We start from the raw sequence: 14,954 nt of genomic DNA, 5'->3' as shown, positions 1-14,954 counted from the left end.
CCGGAGAGCCAGAACTGATCATGACAGCTGGGGGGAAAATGCTCCGAAAACTGATCCCGATCCTGGCCATGGTCGTGGCGGCCGGATCACCGGCCGCCACGACCGCGGCCTGGGCGGACGGGTTATCGACCGCTCCGGCGGCGCAGGCGGTCACCGCTGCTCCGGCGGCACAGACAGTCACCGCCGCCGCCCCGGCGGCACGGGCGGTCACCGCTCCGGCGGTACAGGCGGCCACCGCTTCGGCCGCGCAGGCGGCCGGTACGTGCAGCGCTCCCGGCAGTCCTCCCGGATCTCCGTGCGCGGCGGTCAACTGCGGTCCGGGCCGCGTCTGCGTGCCCTCGCCCAAGCAGTGCATCACCACGCCGTGCCCGCAGTACGACTGCGTGCCCGCGTCGGGTCCCGGGGGCCCCTGGCCTCCCCGTCCCGGCCCCTGGCCACCACATCCGAACCCCTGGCCGCCCCACCCGAACCCGAACCCTTGGCCCCCGCATCCGAACCCGTGGCCTCCTCACCCGAACCCATGGCCACCGCACCAGAACCCGAACCCCTGGCCACCGCACCCAGGCCCCTGGCCACCGCACCAGAACCCGAACCCCTGGCCACCGCACCCAGGCCCCTGGCCTCCCCACCCGAACCCGAACCCCTGGCCGCCGCATCCCGGTCCCTGGCCCCCGCGACCGAACCCCTGGCCTCCCTACTCGGGAAGTCAGCCGGGACAGGTGCGGCCTCCCTATCAGGGCTCGAACCCGGGTCAGGTGCGGCCCCCTTATCAGGGCTCGAACCCGGGAGGTCGGCCTGATCAGGGAAGACCCCCCTATCCGGTACGGCCCCTCTAGCGGACGGAAGATCGCTCAGGGAGCGCGCCTGACGGCGGTTCCCGATCCTTGAAGGCGGCGGGCGCTGCGAGCCATGGCTCGCAGCGCCCGCCCCCTTCGGCGCACCGGTCCGGCCCTGCGGGTGATGTCGGATTTCCGCTAGCCCAACGGAGCGACCACGGACCATGCTGGCAATATGCATGAGGATGTGGAGCGGTGCGTACGGGCCGTGCAGTCCAAGGACGCCCGGTTCGACGGCTGGTTCTTCTGTGCGGTGATCACCACGGGGATCTACTGCCGGCCGAGCTGCCCGGTGGTACCGCCCAAGATCAAGAATATGCGCTTCTATCCCAGCGCCGCCGCCGCGCAGCTGGCCGGATTCCGGGCGTGCAAGCGGTGCCGGCCCGACGCCAGCCCGGGTTCCCCGCGGTGGAACGAACGCGCCGACGTCGTGGCGCGGACGATGCGCATGATCGCTGATGGCGTCGTCGACCGCGCTGGAGTGCCCGGCCTGGCCACGCAGCTCGGCTACAGCACCCGCCAGATCGAACGGCAGCTGCTCGCCGAACTCGGAGCGGGCCCGCTCGCGCTGGCACGGGCCCAAAGGGCCCAGACCGCCCGGCTGCTGATCGAGACCAGCACCCTGCCGATGAGCGATGTCGCCTTCGCCGCCGGATTCGCCAGCATCCGGACGTTCAACGACACCGTGCGCGAGGTCTTCGCCCTGACGCCGACCCAGCTCCGGGACCGCGTCGCCCGCGGGCGCCCGGTGGCCACCCCCGGGACGCTGTCGCTGCGGCTGCCGTTCCGCGCCCCGCTCTGCCCCGGCAACCTGTTCGGGCATCTCGCCGCGACCGCCGTACCCGGAGTGGAGGAGTGGCGCGACGGCGCCTACCGCCGCACCCTGCGCCTGCCGTACGGCCACGGCATCGCCACCCTGCGGCCGCTGCCCGACCACGTCGGCTGCCGGCTGGCCCTCACCGACCTCCGAGACCTCTCCACCGCGATCAGCCGGTGCCGGCGCCTGCTCGACCTCGACGCCGACCCCGTCGCCGTCGACGATCTTCTCCGGGGCGACCCGGTGCTCGCCCCGCTCGTCGACAAGGACCTCGGCCGCCGGGTGCCCCGCACCGTGGACGCGTCCGAGTTCGCGGTGCGCGCGGTGCTCGGGCAGCAGGTGTCCACCGCGGCCGCCCGCACCCATGCGGCCCGGCTGGTCATCGCCCATGGCGAGCCGATCACAGACGCCGCCGGAGGCCTCACCCATCTCTTCCCCGGCCCGGCGGCACTGGCCTCGATGGACCCGGCCGCGCTCGCCCTCCCCCGGGCGCGCCGCACCACGCTCACCACGCTGGTCGCCGCCCTGGCCGCCGACGAGATCGATCTCAGCGTCGGCGGCGACTGGCATCGAGCCCGTGCACAGCTCTCGGCGCTGCCGGGAGTCGGGCCCTGGACCGTCGAGACCATCGCGATGCGTGCCCTCGGCGACCCCGACGCGTTCATACCCACCGACCTCGGCGTCCGCCTCGCCGCCGGCAAGATCGGCCTTCCCGCCACCCCTGCCGCGCTCATCCGCCATGCCGTCGCCTGGCGACCCTGGCGCGCCTACGCCGTTCAGCATCTCTGGGCCACCGGCGACCACCCCGTCAACCGGCTCCCCGCCGACTGAGCTCCCCCACCGGCCAGAGATCCCCGTGAAGGACCCTTGATGACCCTGCCGAAACACCACCCGCTGGAACACCGGACGCACACCGTGGTGGACAGCTCCGTCGGCCCGCTCACTCTCGTGGCGGTCGATGGAGTCCTCACCGGTCTCTACATGCACCGGCAACGGCACCGGCCGCCGGAAGAGACCTTCGGCGAGCCCGACCCCGCGCCTTTCACCGAGGTCGCAAGCCAGCTGCGGGCCTACTTCGACGGGCGGCGAACCGACTTCGACCTCCCCATGGTTCTCGCCGGCACGCCCTTCCAGCGGCGGGTCTGGGCCGCCCTGCGGGACATCCCCTACGGCGAGACGATCACTTACGGTCAGCTCGCCGACCGGATCGGACAGCCCACCGCGGCCAGGGCCGTGGGCCTGGCCAACGGAAAGAACCCGATCGGCGTCATCGTTCCCTGCCATCGCGTCGTGGGTTCCACCGGCGGCCTCACCGGCTACGGCGGCGGCCTGGCGACAAAACGGTATCTGCTCGACTTCGAACGAGGTGTCGGCGGGACCTCTCTCTTCTAACGAGCCGCCGCGAATGCCGCCCGTAGACCCCCGCCGACGGCACGGCCCCCTCGAACGAGCCGGGAGCCGTCGTACGCCATCGGCGGGGGGCACAGTCCACCGGGTAAGAAGGACCCCTCCGGAGAGGTCGAACAGGCCGGAGGTCGATCGCGGACGGCCCGGAGGTCAAGCCGGGCGACCGCGACTACTTCTTACTCGCGTCCTCCGGCGTCTGTGACAGCGCGCTGGCCGCGGCGGACTTCTCCGTACCGTCCGATTTCGGATCCGACAGCGTCTTGGACGAAGCCGACGCCGCCTCGGCGCCGGTCTCCCCCTCGCTCTCCGGAGCCTGCGACAGCGCGCTGGCGGCGGCGGCCTTCTCCTCCGCGGTTGACGTGGGGTCCGCCAACGTCTTGGCTGCGGCCGACGCCGCGTCGGAGCCGGTCTGTCCCGAGTTACTCGCCACGATCTCACCTTTCGTCGAACCGTATGCGCATCGCGGCCGGGAAAGTGATGCCCCGCGGTTTCCGCAGGGCACCTGACATCGCTTTCCGCGTCGCGGCGAGCAACCGGTCCTCGATGACCGGCTTTTCGCCGTTCTGAGCCGCTGATTACAGCGCGCAGCGCCTACCCCAACCGTCGCCCCCCAATCAGAGAACGGAAACGCGGGCGGCTCTCAGCCGATATTCGCGCAATACGGTCAGCGCCTGCCCGAGAGAACGTCCCGGGCGAGGGCGTCCCGCTCCGCCGCCTCCCGCTCCGTGGTCTCCTGCTCGACCGCCACGCGGACGTCGTACGCCGAACGGGCGGTGGCGATGTCGTTCTGGTGCTGCTCGGTCCAGGTGACCAGCGCGCGGATGGTGTGGTGCAGGCTCGCCCCCAGGGGCGTGAGCTCGTAGTCCACCCGCGGTGGCACGACCGGGTGCACGGTACGGCTCACCAGACCGTCGCGCTCCAGGTGGCGCAGGGTCCGGGCGAGCATCCGCTGGCTGATCCCGTCGATCGCACGGCGGAGTTCAGTGAAGCGCAGGCTGCGCTGATCGAGCAGGGCGATGACCAGTAGCGACCATTTGTCGGCGATCCGGTCGAGGATCTGCCGGACCTCGCAGTCCTCCCGCGTGTCCCACTGGAGAACGTCGTAGTCGCCGTCGGTATCCCCGCAGTAACCGGGGGACTTTGAAGTGCCGTCTTCCATGGTCATCGATGGTGTCCGAAGCTGCTGCTGGTTACAAGAGGGAACCGGCAGTCATTTGGAGAACCGGGCCGGTCCCGCCTTTCACGAGAGGAATCGACTCATGTCCACATCGAGCGGCCGGATGGACGGACGTGCTTGGGGTGTGTTGCTCGTACTGTGCGGAGCCATCTTCCTGGAGGGCATCGACGTGGCGATGCTGAACGTCGCGTTGCCGTCGATCCGGGCCGACCTGGGCCTGTCCACCGGGATGCTCAGCGGTGTGGTCAGCGCCTACGTGCTCGGTTACGGCGGGTTCATGCTGCTGGGCGGCCGCACCGCCGACCTGCTGGGCCGCCGCCGGATGTTCCTCTTCTGGCTGACCGTCTTCCTGGTCTTCTCCGGTCTGGGCGGTTTCGCCACCGAGGGCTGGATGCTGCTGGTCGCCCGGTTCGCCACCGGGGTCGCGGCCGCGTTCATGGCTCCCGCCGGGCTGTCACTCATCACCGGCAACTTCCCCGAGGGCCCGCAGCGCACCAGGGCCCTGGGGGTCTACGCCGGAACGGCGGCGGGCGGTTTCTCGCTCGGCCTGGTCGCCGGTGGTCTGCTGGCCTCGTTCGGCTGGCGATGGGTGTTCTTCGCCCCGGTGATCCTGTCGGCGGTGATCCTGCTGGCCGCCATCCCTCTCCTCAAGGATTCGAGGGCTCCGGAACGCCCGGCCGGCGGCTTCGACCTCGCCGGCGCCTTCGGCATCACCGGGGCGATGCTGCTGCTGGTGTACGGGGTGGTCCGCCTGGAGCATCCCGGCAACGGCCGGGCCGGCACGGTGGGGACATTCGCCGCGGGTCTGGCGCTGCTGGCCGCCTTCGTCGTGATCGAGCGGCGGGCGGCCAACCCCCTGGTGCGACTGGGCATCCTGCGCTCGGGACCCCTGGTACGCGCCAATCTGGGAGCGCTGTTGTTCCTGAGTTCCTTCGCCGGCTTCCAGTTCCTGGTCACCCTGTACCTGCAGGAACTGCGCGGCTGGAGCACGCTGCAGACGGGTCTGGCCATGCTGGTGATCGGCGTCGACACGGTTCTCGCCCCGACCCTGACGCCGCGGCTGGTGAACCGGTTCGGCAACGTCCCGGTGCTCTTCGGAGGCATGGTCCTGGCGACCCTGGCCTACGTGCTGTTCCTGCCCGTCGGGCTGGACTGGGCCTACACCGCCATGCTGCCGACCATGATCCTGCTGGGGCTGGCCTTCTCCCTGGCCTACGGCCCGTTGACCATGGCCGCCGTCGACGGCGTGGACGAACACGAGCACGGCCTGGCAGGCGGCCTGCTGTACACCGCGATGCAGTTCGGCACGGCCCTCGGCCTGTCGGCGGTGACCGCCGTCAACGTCGCGGCGCTCGGCGACGGCGGCTCACCGGAAGCGGGGCTGAACGCGCTCCAGGCCGCCCTCGTCGTCCCGGTCGTCGCAGGGGTCCTCGGCGCGGTCGTCACCGCGTTCGGCCTCCGCGCCCGCAAGGCGCCCCGGATCCCCGAGCCCGTCCCCGCCGAGACCGTGACCGTGACCGGATAGAACGGCGGGCCGTCGAACACCGTCCTTCAACGCGACCAAGGACGAGTCCGGTGACACCACCACCATGACCACCGTCGATGAGGAGGCGCGCCCCGTGCGCGGGTGCTGATCCCGAGTTGGAGGAGTTCCGTTCCGCCGCGAACGTAGCGAGGGGCGCCCCGGCCGTCGTGAGGGCCGGGGCGCCCCTCGCCGGTTCACCTTCTGGTGGACGCCGGCGTACGGACCGACGTCAGCGGGTGCGCGGCAGTACCTGAATCGTGTCGCCCACGGCGCGCTCGCCCGTCGCGTCCGACGGGCGGTTGACGAGCGTGCCGTTCACCGCCATGGCGGTGGAGCCTCCGCCGTCCAGGTTCAGCGCCTGCTCCGCGCCGAGGGACCGCATGAAGGCCGCGCCCTCGGCGATGGTGAAGCCCTCGCTCCCGCCGCTGAGACGACCGTCTACGGTGACCAGCAGCAGCCGGCCCCGCCGGTCGATGCCCGCCATCGTCCGGGGCTGGCGGTTGTTCGCCCACGCGTAGCCGAAGGACAGGTCCGCCGGGTCGACGACGCCCTCGGTGGCGGCGTCGATGCGGATCCGTCCGTTCTCCACCAGGGTCGGGGCGGCGCTGATGACGCTGTCGTTCGCGCCGAGCCTGACCCGCCGGCCGTCCGCGTCGCGAACGACCTCCGTCACGGAGACCTTCTTGCCCACCACGGCGTGGGCGGTGAGCCAGTCGGCCGCCGCGCCGATGCCCTGGAGCACGGTGTGACCGGGCGCGACGACGCCTCCCCGGACGCCGATCGACACCACGCGGTCCTTGGAGTCCAGCACCGCCTGGACACCGGTACCGACCGGCAGGTCGTGGGCGTACTCGGCCGTGAATGTGACCAGGTCGTCGATCAGGGTGCAGGTGGTGTCATGGCGCGGCTCCGCGGTGGGGATCCCGCCGGGCAGACCGCAGTTCCGTGCCAGTCCCGGCGTGCGGTTGATGCCCCCGACGGCACGGTCGAAGCGACCGGCGCTCGCGGTGACGGTGGTGGTCAGATCGGCGATCCGGTTGTGCCGGCCGCCGTCCCCGAGGATCAGCGCCGCGCGCGAACCCACCGCCATCGAGGCCAGCTCGCCGTTGTAGGCGCCGATGCCGGCCTGGACGCCCTGGACGCCGTCGGCGTCGGACGTGAGGAAGAAACCGCCGTTGACGCCCACCAGCGAGCCCAGTTCGGCGGCCACCGACGACGTCGTCTCCCGCTGCGCGACGTTGCCGTCGTGGGTGGCCTTGACGGAACCGGTGAACCTGCGCGGGTCGATGACCGCGACCTGGATGTTCTCCACGTCGGCCGGCTGGTCGGAGTCGTAGCCGGTCCACTCCACGACGGTACGGAATCCCGCCGCGGTGACCTGTGACGCCGTGCTCTTCGCCGCGTCCTGGGTCGGGTAGGAGCCGACCCGGATCCGTACGCCCATGAGGCCGCGCGGCGTGTCGGTGTAATCCGGCCACGGCACCCGGGTCGTGTCAGGCTCGAAGCCGGCGGCGCGCAACCGGCTCACGGTCGCCGAGGCCCAGGACTCCGTTCCCACCACGGCCCAGGCCGGGGTGCCGAACCTGGACGTGACGGCGGCCTGCACCGTGACGGTCCAGCCGGGTGTGGCCGCGGGGTTCCTGACCGTGCCGGTGCGCACCTCAACGCCCGGCGCGACGGTCCGTGTCGTCCACTGCGCCGCGGTCCCGCCGTCGTTCGAGGCGGTGGACACGGCGGGTACGGCCGGCTCTGCCGCGGCGGCCACCCCGGAGATCGACAGTGGCGCTGCGACGGCCAGCACGGCGGCCACGCCGAGCGCGAGCCGTGCACGGGAACTGCGGCCGAGGCCTGGGCGGTTGTTCATGACACATCCTTGTGGCTCGGTGAACGACCGGAGTCATCCGAAGCACGGACGATTCCGATCAAGACAATCGAGTCGAAAGTCCAACGCACCAAGACAAACTGCGGGACTGAACCAGGAATGCATCCATGGTCAGGAAGGTGAACGACTCGATCCGATGTCTCCCGGCCCTCCTCGCCCAGGATGACACCGTCGAGCCGTACGTCGCGGCCGGGCTGCGAAGACGTTGCCGTTCCCGGTCTCGCCGGCCCGCACGGACGGCCTTGCCGTGCCCGGTCTCGCCGGCCCGCACGGGCGGCCGGCCTTGCCGTTCCCGACGCCCCGCCGGCTCGCGCGGGCGGCCGACGTTCACCGCGTCGCCGCGTCCCCGAGTGCGGCGAGCAGCCCGCCGAGCGCGGACTGGCCCAGCGAGGTCTCCCGCACCGCCGCGTGGATCACCCTGAGGGGCTCCGGTCTGCGAACCTTGCGCACGACGACGGCGGGGTGGCGGTTGGCCAGTCCCATCTCCGGGATGAGACTGATCCCCAGGCCCGCGGCGACGAATCCCTGCGCCGTGGCGTAGTCCTCGCTCTCCACCACGAAGTGCGGGCTGAAACCCGCCGCGGCACAGCCCTCGAGCATGGCGTCGAGGCACGGACCGGGGCCCTCGCTGCCGACCCACGGCTCGCCGGCGAGATCGGCCAGGTCAAGGACTCGTTCCGTGGTGAGCCAGTGCCCCTTGGGCAGGACGGCGCGATAGGCATCGTCGAGCAGGTGGACGAGGTGGACACCTTCGTGGAGCCGGTCGTGGGGCCGGACCACGAGGGCCAGATCGGCCCGGCCCTGCGTCACCTCCCCCAGCGGGTCCTCGGGGTCGGTCATCTTGAGGTCGACCTGCACGCCCGGATACTCCCGGCGGAACCGGGCGAGCGCGGGCGCCACCAGGGTGGCACCGGCCGTCGCGAAGTAGCGGATCGCCAACCGCCCCGTGCGCCCGGCTCGCAGGTCGGCCAGCGCCGCCTCCGCCTCCGCCACCTGCCCGCCGATGATGGCCGCGTGCTCGGTGAGCAACCGCCCGGCCGCCGTCGGCCGTACGCCCCGGCCGACGCGCTCGAGCAGCGCGAGCCCGACCTGCTTCTCCAGCGCCGCCACCTGCTGGCTGATCGCGGACGGGGTGTATCCCAGATCCGTCGCCGCGGCGGTCACCGACCCGCTGGTGACCACCGCGCGGAGGACCTGCATGCGTCGCACATCAAGCATGTAGCACAGCTTAAAGGTGCTGAAGAAGTTTTCACTTGTCCTGTCGGGTTGTCCTCGGGCACCGTTCATGTCGAACCGAACGAGGAGGCGAAGAGTGACCACCGGCGGACGTGGCTCGTTGGCCCGCATGACCGTACTCGCGCTGCTGTGGGGATCGGGTTTTCTCTGGATCAAGCTGGCCCTGAACAACGGGCTGACCCCGCTCCAGATCGCCTTCGTTCGCTCCGCGCTCGGTGCGGCCGTCCTTCTCGCCCTGGCCCGCCTCGCACGCCAGCGCCTCCCGCGAGATCGCGTGACCTGGGGCCACCTCGTCGTGGCCGCCCTCTTCTGCAACGCTCTGCCGTTCCTCCTCTTCGGCATCGGTGAGCAGACCGCCGACTCCGGGACGGCCGGCGTGCTCAACGCGACGACTCCGCTGTGGTCCCTGCTGATCGGCATCCTCATCGGCACCGAGCGCGGACTCCGCCCAGCCCGTCTGGGCGGGCTCCTGCTCGGGTTCGCGGGTACGGTGCTGATCTTCGCCCCCTGGCACGAGGCCGGGCTTCTGAGCTGGGGTTCCCTCGCCCTGCTCGGGGCGACGGCGAGCTATGCCATCGCCTTCGCCTACATGGGACGCAAGCTCATCCGGAAGGGCGGCGCCCCTCTCGCCCTGGCCGCGGCCCAACTCGTCGCCGCCACGGGACTGAGCGCGTCGGCCCTGGCCGCCGGCGGCACGGCGCCGGTGGATCTCAATGCGAAGGCCGTGATCGCCGTCGCCATCCTCGGGGTCTTCAGCACCGGAATCACCTTCTACCTGAACTACCGGCTCATCGCGGACGAAGGCGCGACCAGCGCCGCCACCGTCGGCTACCTGCTGCCGATCGTCTCGGTGGCGCTGGGGGCGATCGTGCTCGGTGAGGAACTCGGTCTCCGTGTCATCGCGGGAATGGTCGTCGTGCTCGTCGGTGTCGGGATGACGCGGCAGAAGCGGCCGCCGTCGCCGGCCACGGAGGACCCGGCGACGCTCGCCGCACCGAGGAACTGAGAACAGGCGACGGCGTCACCCCCCGTGGCGGACAGTGTTCGAGGCATCTGACGGCCTGGGAAACGCCCGGGCCCCTGGGACTCATGACCTGGGGGCAACCCTGCCCGGCCCGTCCACAAAGAAGATCAACGGCTCGTTCGGAGAGTTCGCCGGGCTCACCGTCAGGTGACATCATCCAGCTGTTCGGCCAGCCGCTCCAGGCCACCCTTGATGAGCTGACCGTATTCGTCATCGCCAAGCGCGCCGATTCCGGCCCGCGCCTGCTGGAGGTGCTCGCGGGCGCGGCTCAGATCGCCCAGCTTGCGATAGCACTCGCTCAGGTTGAGGTGCAACGACGGATACAGGCCGGCCACAGAAAGCGGCACCCCGGCCTGCGCCACCTGCTCATCGGTGACCAGATCGGCGGCGGCGAGCGCTCGCAGATCCCACATCAGCTCCTGGTGCACGTCGTCCTGCACGTCGGCCATCGAGTGGGCCAGGACGCAAACATGCAGCGGGTCGCCTTGCTCGCCGCCGATGTCGTCCCAGATCTGCGCGAACAGGTCGCGAGCGGCTTCACGCTGACCTTGGTGGTGATGCAACTCCACCCCCTGACCGATCCGGGTCATCGTTGAGTCGGTGGTCATCGGGGGGCTCCTTCACCGTCGCGGGCGATCACGGTCAGGCTACTTGCCTGACGCGCCTTAACGACCTTCAACCGGTTCGCCTGACAACCATCGAGCGGCTGGAGCGGGTCGGCTGCCATCCGGCTACTGTTGATCCGCATGACGCACACCGGGATCGAGATCACCGCGGAGTTGGTGCGGGATCTGCTGCGTGACCAGCACCCCGACCTGGCCGATCACCCTGTGAGGCTCGGTGCGCGCGGCTGGGACAACCAGCTGTGGCGGCTCGGCGACGACCTCGCCGTCCGGTTGCCCTGGGCGACGGAGTCCGCTGACGCGCTGCTGCGCAAGGAGCACACCTGGCTGCCCGCCCTCGCCCCGCGCCTTCCTCTGCCGGTTCCCGTTCCGCAGCGCCTCGGTGAGCCCTCCGCACGGTTTCCGCGGCCCTGGATCGTCACCACCTGGGTGCCGGGCGAGCCCGCCGACCGCGCCCCCGTCACGCGCGGCGCGGAGGCGGCCGACGCCTTGGCCTCCTTCCTGACCGCTCTTCACCAACCCGCCCCCGAAGAGGTGGACACCGCCGGCCGGGGCCGCGGAGGGCCGCTGGCCGGCTCCTCCGAGTGGGTCACCCAGCAGCTCGCCTCGGCCACCGAGCTGGGGCTCGTCCCCGACCCGGACGCCGTCCGCGCGGTCTGGGACGACGCCGCCACCGCGCCCGACTGGGCCGGCCCGGCACTGTGGCTCCACGGCGATTTGCATCCGGCCAACATTCTCACCGCGGACGGCACCATCTGCGGCGTGATCGACTTCGGTGACCTGTTCGCCGGCGATCCGGCCGTCGACCTCGCCGCCGCCTGGACTCTGCTGCCGGACGGCGCCGCCGACCTCTTCCATGCCGCCTACCAGGCGACCGCGGACGCGGCGACCCTGCGCCGCGCCCGCGGATGGGCCGTGATCCGCGCCCTCGTCGGCCTCCACGTCGGCGACGCCGGCGTCCACGGCCGCCCAGGCGGCAAGCCCACCTGGGGCCCACCCGCGCACGCCGCACTGCGACGCCTCATCGCAACGACCCATCGCTGAGCAATCGCTTCCCCACGCGCCAGAGAACCGTCGCGGCGTAGACAGTGCGATCTCACGTTCGCGCACGTCAGCCGACCATTCGTCGACGCCCCGAGCAGTCCACTCCCTAGGCCAGGCGCCCGACCACACGACAAATCCAGGGAGCATCCGCAGGAGCTTGCCGACTGATCGGCGATCCCTGCGGCAATAACAAAGAGGCCCGGCCACAAGGCCGGACCTCCTCCTCCAGCAAGACGGCGAAGAGCCTTGCGCCTTGACAACGTTTGCTGAGAGGGCCTGTAATGATCTGCATGTCGCGTGTCGCCGGCCGGGAGGACGGCGGTGGCATGGAGGCGCCGTATCAAGGGATGATGTCGTGACTTCACACTTCACAGGCCGCGCCTAACCGCATCGCGCCCGCGCGCCGTCCCCGCGCCCGGTAGTGCTCAGCACCACCGCCGCATGCGAGCTCTCCTCGAACCCGACAGGCCAGTGACCGACTCACGGCCCACCGTCCTGCGTGCCCATCGAGATTCCATGCCCGCAGCCCAGTCGGCGTGCGGTGACCTCGCACCGCCCACACCGCAGTCACCCACCACCACCGCGCACACCCGCGACTTCACTCACGCCTGGAGTAGGCAGAGCATGCCCAACAACTTCAACCAGCAGATCATCGAAGAGTTCCGCGCCAACGCCGGCCGGGTCGGCGGCCCCTTCGAAGGAGGCCGGCTCCTCCTCCTGACAACCACCGGAGCCAGAACCGGCACCCGCCACACCACCCCACTCGGCTACCTACCCGACGGCGAACGCATGCTGATCATCGCCTCCGCCGGAGGCGCCCCGACCCATCCGGCCTGGTACCACAACCTCCTCGCCAACCCACGCGTCACCGTGGAAGACGGAATCTTCACCTACCCCGCGCAGGCGACCGTCCTGAAAGGCCGGGAACGAGACCACCTCTTCGCCCGCGCGGTGCAGGCCGATCCCGGGTGGGCCGACTACCAGGCCAGAGCCGGGCGGGTCATCCCCGTCATCGCCCTCACCCCCCTCGGCGGCGGACCTCCCGCCGGACCGGCCGGCGACTTCCTCACCGCGATCCACGACGCCTTCCGCAGAGAGCTCACCCTCATCCGCGGTGAACTCACCGCATCAGGACCGAACCTGGGCGCGCAACTCCGCGTCAACTGCCTGACCCTGTGCCAGGGACTTCACCACCATCACCTCGGCGAGAACGGCGGACTGTTTTCCTCCCTGGAAAAACAGCACCCCGAACTCGCCCCGGCCCTGCAACGGCTGCGCCAGGAGCATGAGGCGATCGCACGGTTGCTGACCCGGCTGCAGACCCTGATCTCCGGTGAGGGAACCGACCCCGGCACACTCCTGGCCGAGGTCGACCGGCTCACCGCGGAGCTGGAGGCCCACCTGGATGACGAAGAGCAGCACCTGGTCCCGATTCTGAACGCGATGACCACCTAAACCATCGAGCACCGCCCGCGCGTGCCGCGCGCCATCCGATGACCGCTCTCATCACCATGCCTGCCGTATCACCGGACTTCAACCACGCCGGGCAGGTGGCGGACCAGACCCCGTCACCTGCCCGGTCGAAAGGGATCGCATCTTGAACGTCACGCACATCCCCACCACACCCGACGACAGCGCCGCGGTCATGGCGGAAATGAGGACCTTGCAATCACGTCCCCCCGTCCTGCCCGCCGACGCCGACCTCACGCCCGTCCTGTCGCACACCGGAGGCATTCCCGGCGCCTGGGTTGGCGCGCCCCGCCGCCCGGCAGGCCAGGCGGTGATTGAGATGGGGGTGACGATCTACGTCCACGGGGGCGGGTTCGAATACAAAAACCCCCACCTGGAACAGGTCATGGCTTATCGCTTGTCCCAAGCGACCGGCCGGCCCGTTCTGGCGGTGGACTATCGTCTCGCCCCCGCCCACCCATATCCGGCCGCGCTCGACGACGTGGTGGCCGCCTATCGAAGCCTGCTCGACCAAGACGTGCCCGCCTCACGGATCATTCTGGCAGGTGAGTCCGCCGGGGGCACGTTGCTGCTGTCGGCGCTGCTCGTGCTCAAGCAGGCGGGCGATCCCCTCCCCGCGGCGGCGCTGGCCATCTCCCCGCAGACCGATCTCACCCTGTCCAGCCCGTCCATCGACGCAAACGACGGCCAGGACTTCGTCAACCGGGCCGTGCTCGACCACGTCCGCACCCAGTATCTGGCCGGGGTGCGACCGGACCGAGCCCCTCAGTCTCCCCTCCACGGCGAGCTCCGGGGGTTGCCGCCGATTCTGCTCGCGGTCGGCTCGAAAGAGGTGATGCTCGACGACGCGCGGCGCTTCGCCGAAGCCGTCTCCGCCGCCGGAGGAGACGTCCGTCTCGACATCTACGACGGCATGCCCCACGCCTTCCACGCGACCGTGCTCCTGCCTACCCCGCTCTCCATCGCCACCACCCTGCTGCGCCGCATCGCGGCGTGGATCAACCAAGCGCCCGTCGCGCAGGACCGGACATGATGATCATCCTGGCTCTGAACCGCGCGTTTACGGTCCCCGATGCGTCGCCAGGGCCGCTCCGGGAAACGGCCCATCCATGAGGTGACCTCGTCTCATGAGCCGCCGCCGGCAGCGCGATCGGCGGAATCTCTGTCGTCCGCGGCTGCGGGCAGCGGCTTCACCTGCCGTCGAGCAATTGTCAGATCCTGTGGATTGCGGGTGATTTACAGGGTTCGAAGCCATTGATCGAGGACTGCGAAGTCTTCGTCGGCGAGTCCCCGGTACGACTCCACGTGGTGGAGGAGAGCCCGGCCGCTATGGTGCGCGGAGACCCACTCCCTGTCGGCATCGGTGATCTCGTCGTCGACCCAGGCGAACGGGCGTCCGCCCGCCCAGTTCACCAAGGTCCGGGTCTTCCAGCAGAGCCCGAACCACTGGTCCTCACGTTCATGGTGCCGGGTTGGCTCCGGCCAGCTCACGACGGGCAGCCGCGACAGCCCAATTCGAGGTGCTATCTCGACGTTCGCCTCGTCTTCCCAGGTTGTGGCCCAGACGAGTTCGCAGGGTAGCGCCGCCAGACGACGCCCCACCCCGAAGGTGAGCCGCGCCATGTGCGAGTCCGGCGCGGTAACCCGCGATGTGCGTTGCGGGTCCTCGCCGAACGGGAGAAGCGGCCCGTCGACGTCGAGGAAGAGCAACGGACGTTCGGTAAGGCCGGTCATGCTGCGGTGACCTCGTCACGTTCGGCGAGTACGCCGCGTTCGAAGCGGGCTCCGGCACGCACCAGAGCGACCGGGTGGGGCGCGTCAACTGAGCGCCCAAGGAGGATGAGGGGTGGCGAGCGATTTGCCTCGCCACCCCTCGTGACCTGCTGCTATCGGACTATGCAGACGCAGCCGAA

Annotated in this window: 13 protein-coding genes; 7 read left to right on the top strand and 6 right to left on the bottom strand. The window is 70.5% G+C overall.

Annotated features, from left to right (window positions below):
- Positions 1 to 1,011 precede the first annotated feature (1,011 nt).
- Both CHC08_RS14200 and CHC08_RS14195 read left to right on the top strand, forming a co-directional pair.
- A complete protein-coding gene (locus CHC08_RS14200) occupies positions 1,012 to 2,484 on the top strand; it encodes an AlkA N-terminal domain-containing protein (protein WP_089207727.1) in 1,473 nt (490 codons plus the stop codon).
- Positions 2,485 to 2,523: 39 nt separating this feature from the next.
- Complete coding sequence (locus CHC08_RS14195) at positions 2,524 to 3,045, top strand: methylated-DNA--[protein]-cysteine S-methyltransferase (protein WP_089207726.1); 522 nt, start codon at positions 2,524 to 2,526, stop codon at positions 3,043 to 3,045.
- Between the two features lie 184 nt (positions 3,046 to 3,229).
- Here the strand turns inward: CHC08_RS14195 and CHC08_RS14190 are convergent, their stop codons facing one another.
- Together CHC08_RS14190 and CHC08_RS14185 are read right to left on the bottom strand one after the other, a co-directional pair.
- Positions 3,230 to 3,490, bottom strand: coding sequence for a hypothetical protein (locus CHC08_RS14190; protein ID WP_089207725.1), 261 nt, complete (start codon positions 3,488 to 3,490; stop codon positions 3,230 to 3,232).
- A 234-nt stretch (positions 3,491 to 3,724) separates the two neighbouring features.
- Entirely contained in the window at positions 3,725 to 4,219 is a 495-nt protein-coding gene (locus CHC08_RS14185) for a winged helix-turn-helix transcriptional regulator (RefSeq protein ID WP_089207724.1), read from the bottom strand.
- Between the two features lie 100 nt (positions 4,220 to 4,319).
- Between CHC08_RS14185 and CHC08_RS14180 the strand changes: the two genes are divergently transcribed.
- Positions 4,320 to 5,762, top strand: a complete 1,443-nt coding sequence (locus CHC08_RS14180; protein ID WP_089207723.1) for an MFS transporter — start codon at positions 4,320 to 4,322, stop codon at positions 5,760 to 5,762.
- 229 nt (positions 5,763 to 5,991) lie between these two features.
- On the opposite strand, the gene CHC08_RS14175 is transcribed toward CHC08_RS14180, so the two are convergent.
- Together CHC08_RS14175 and CHC08_RS14170 are read right to left on the bottom strand one after the other, a co-directional pair.
- A complete protein-coding gene (locus CHC08_RS14175) occupies positions 5,992 to 7,626 on the bottom strand; it encodes a phosphodiester glycosidase family protein (protein WP_089207722.1) in 1,635 nt (544 codons plus the stop codon).
- Between the two features lie 345 nt (positions 7,627 to 7,971).
- Complete coding sequence (locus CHC08_RS14170) at positions 7,972 to 8,862, bottom strand: LysR family transcriptional regulator (protein ID WP_089207721.1); 891 nt, start codon at positions 8,860 to 8,862, stop codon at positions 7,972 to 7,974.
- Between the two features lie 94 nt (positions 8,863 to 8,956).
- Between CHC08_RS14170 and CHC08_RS14165 the strand changes: the two genes are divergently transcribed.
- Positions 8,957 to 9,886 carry a DMT family transporter gene (locus CHC08_RS14165; RefSeq protein WP_089207720.1) on the top strand — a complete coding sequence of 310 codons (930 nt, stop codon included), beginning with the start codon at positions 8,957 to 8,959 and terminating at the stop codon, positions 9,884 to 9,886.
- A 161-nt stretch (positions 9,887 to 10,047) separates the two neighbouring features.
- Here CHC08_RS14165 and CHC08_RS14160 read toward each other — a convergent pair whose 3' ends face one another.
- A complete protein-coding gene (locus CHC08_RS14160; RefSeq protein WP_089207719.1) occupies positions 10,048 to 10,512 on the bottom strand; it encodes a hypothetical protein in 465 nt (154 codons plus the stop codon).
- 138 nt (positions 10,513 to 10,650) lie between these two features.
- On the opposite strand from CHC08_RS14160, the gene CHC08_RS14155 reads away from it, so the two are divergent.
- The 3 genes from CHC08_RS14155 to CHC08_RS14145 all read left to right on the top strand — a co-directional run bounded on the left by CHC08_RS14155 (position 10,651) and on the right by CHC08_RS14145 (position 14,074).
- Entirely contained in the window at positions 10,651 to 11,571 is a 921-nt protein-coding gene (locus CHC08_RS14155; protein WP_089207718.1) for an aminoglycoside phosphotransferase family protein, read from the top strand.
- A 516-nt stretch (positions 11,572 to 12,087) separates the two neighbouring features.
- A complete protein-coding gene (locus CHC08_RS14150; RefSeq protein ID WP_245878309.1) occupies positions 12,088 to 13,026 on the top strand; it encodes a nitroreductase/quinone reductase family protein in 939 nt (312 codons plus the stop codon).
- A gap of 142 nt (positions 13,027 to 13,168) precedes the next feature.
- Positions 13,169 to 14,074 carry an alpha/beta hydrolase gene (locus CHC08_RS14145; protein ID WP_245878308.1) on the top strand — a complete coding sequence of 302 codons (906 nt, stop codon included), beginning with the start codon at positions 13,169 to 13,171 and terminating at the stop codon, positions 14,072 to 14,074.
- A 203-nt stretch (positions 14,075 to 14,277) separates the two neighbouring features.
- On the opposite strand, the gene CHC08_RS14140 is transcribed toward CHC08_RS14145, so the two are convergent.
- Positions 14,278 to 14,775 carry an HAD domain-containing protein gene (locus CHC08_RS14140; RefSeq protein WP_089207716.1) on the bottom strand — a complete coding sequence of 166 codons (498 nt, stop codon included), beginning with the start codon at positions 14,773 to 14,775 and terminating at the stop codon, positions 14,278 to 14,280.
- Between the last annotated feature and the right edge of the window lie 179 nt (positions 14,776 to 14,954).

The organism is Streptosporangium subroseum (genome assembly GCF_900188345.1).
Classification (GTDB): Bacteria; Actinomycetota; Actinomycetes; order Streptosporangiales; family Streptosporangiaceae; genus Streptosporangium; species Streptosporangium subroseum.
Note: the sequence above shows the minus strand (reverse complement) of the source record. Positions and strands in the feature narration are given on the sequence as shown.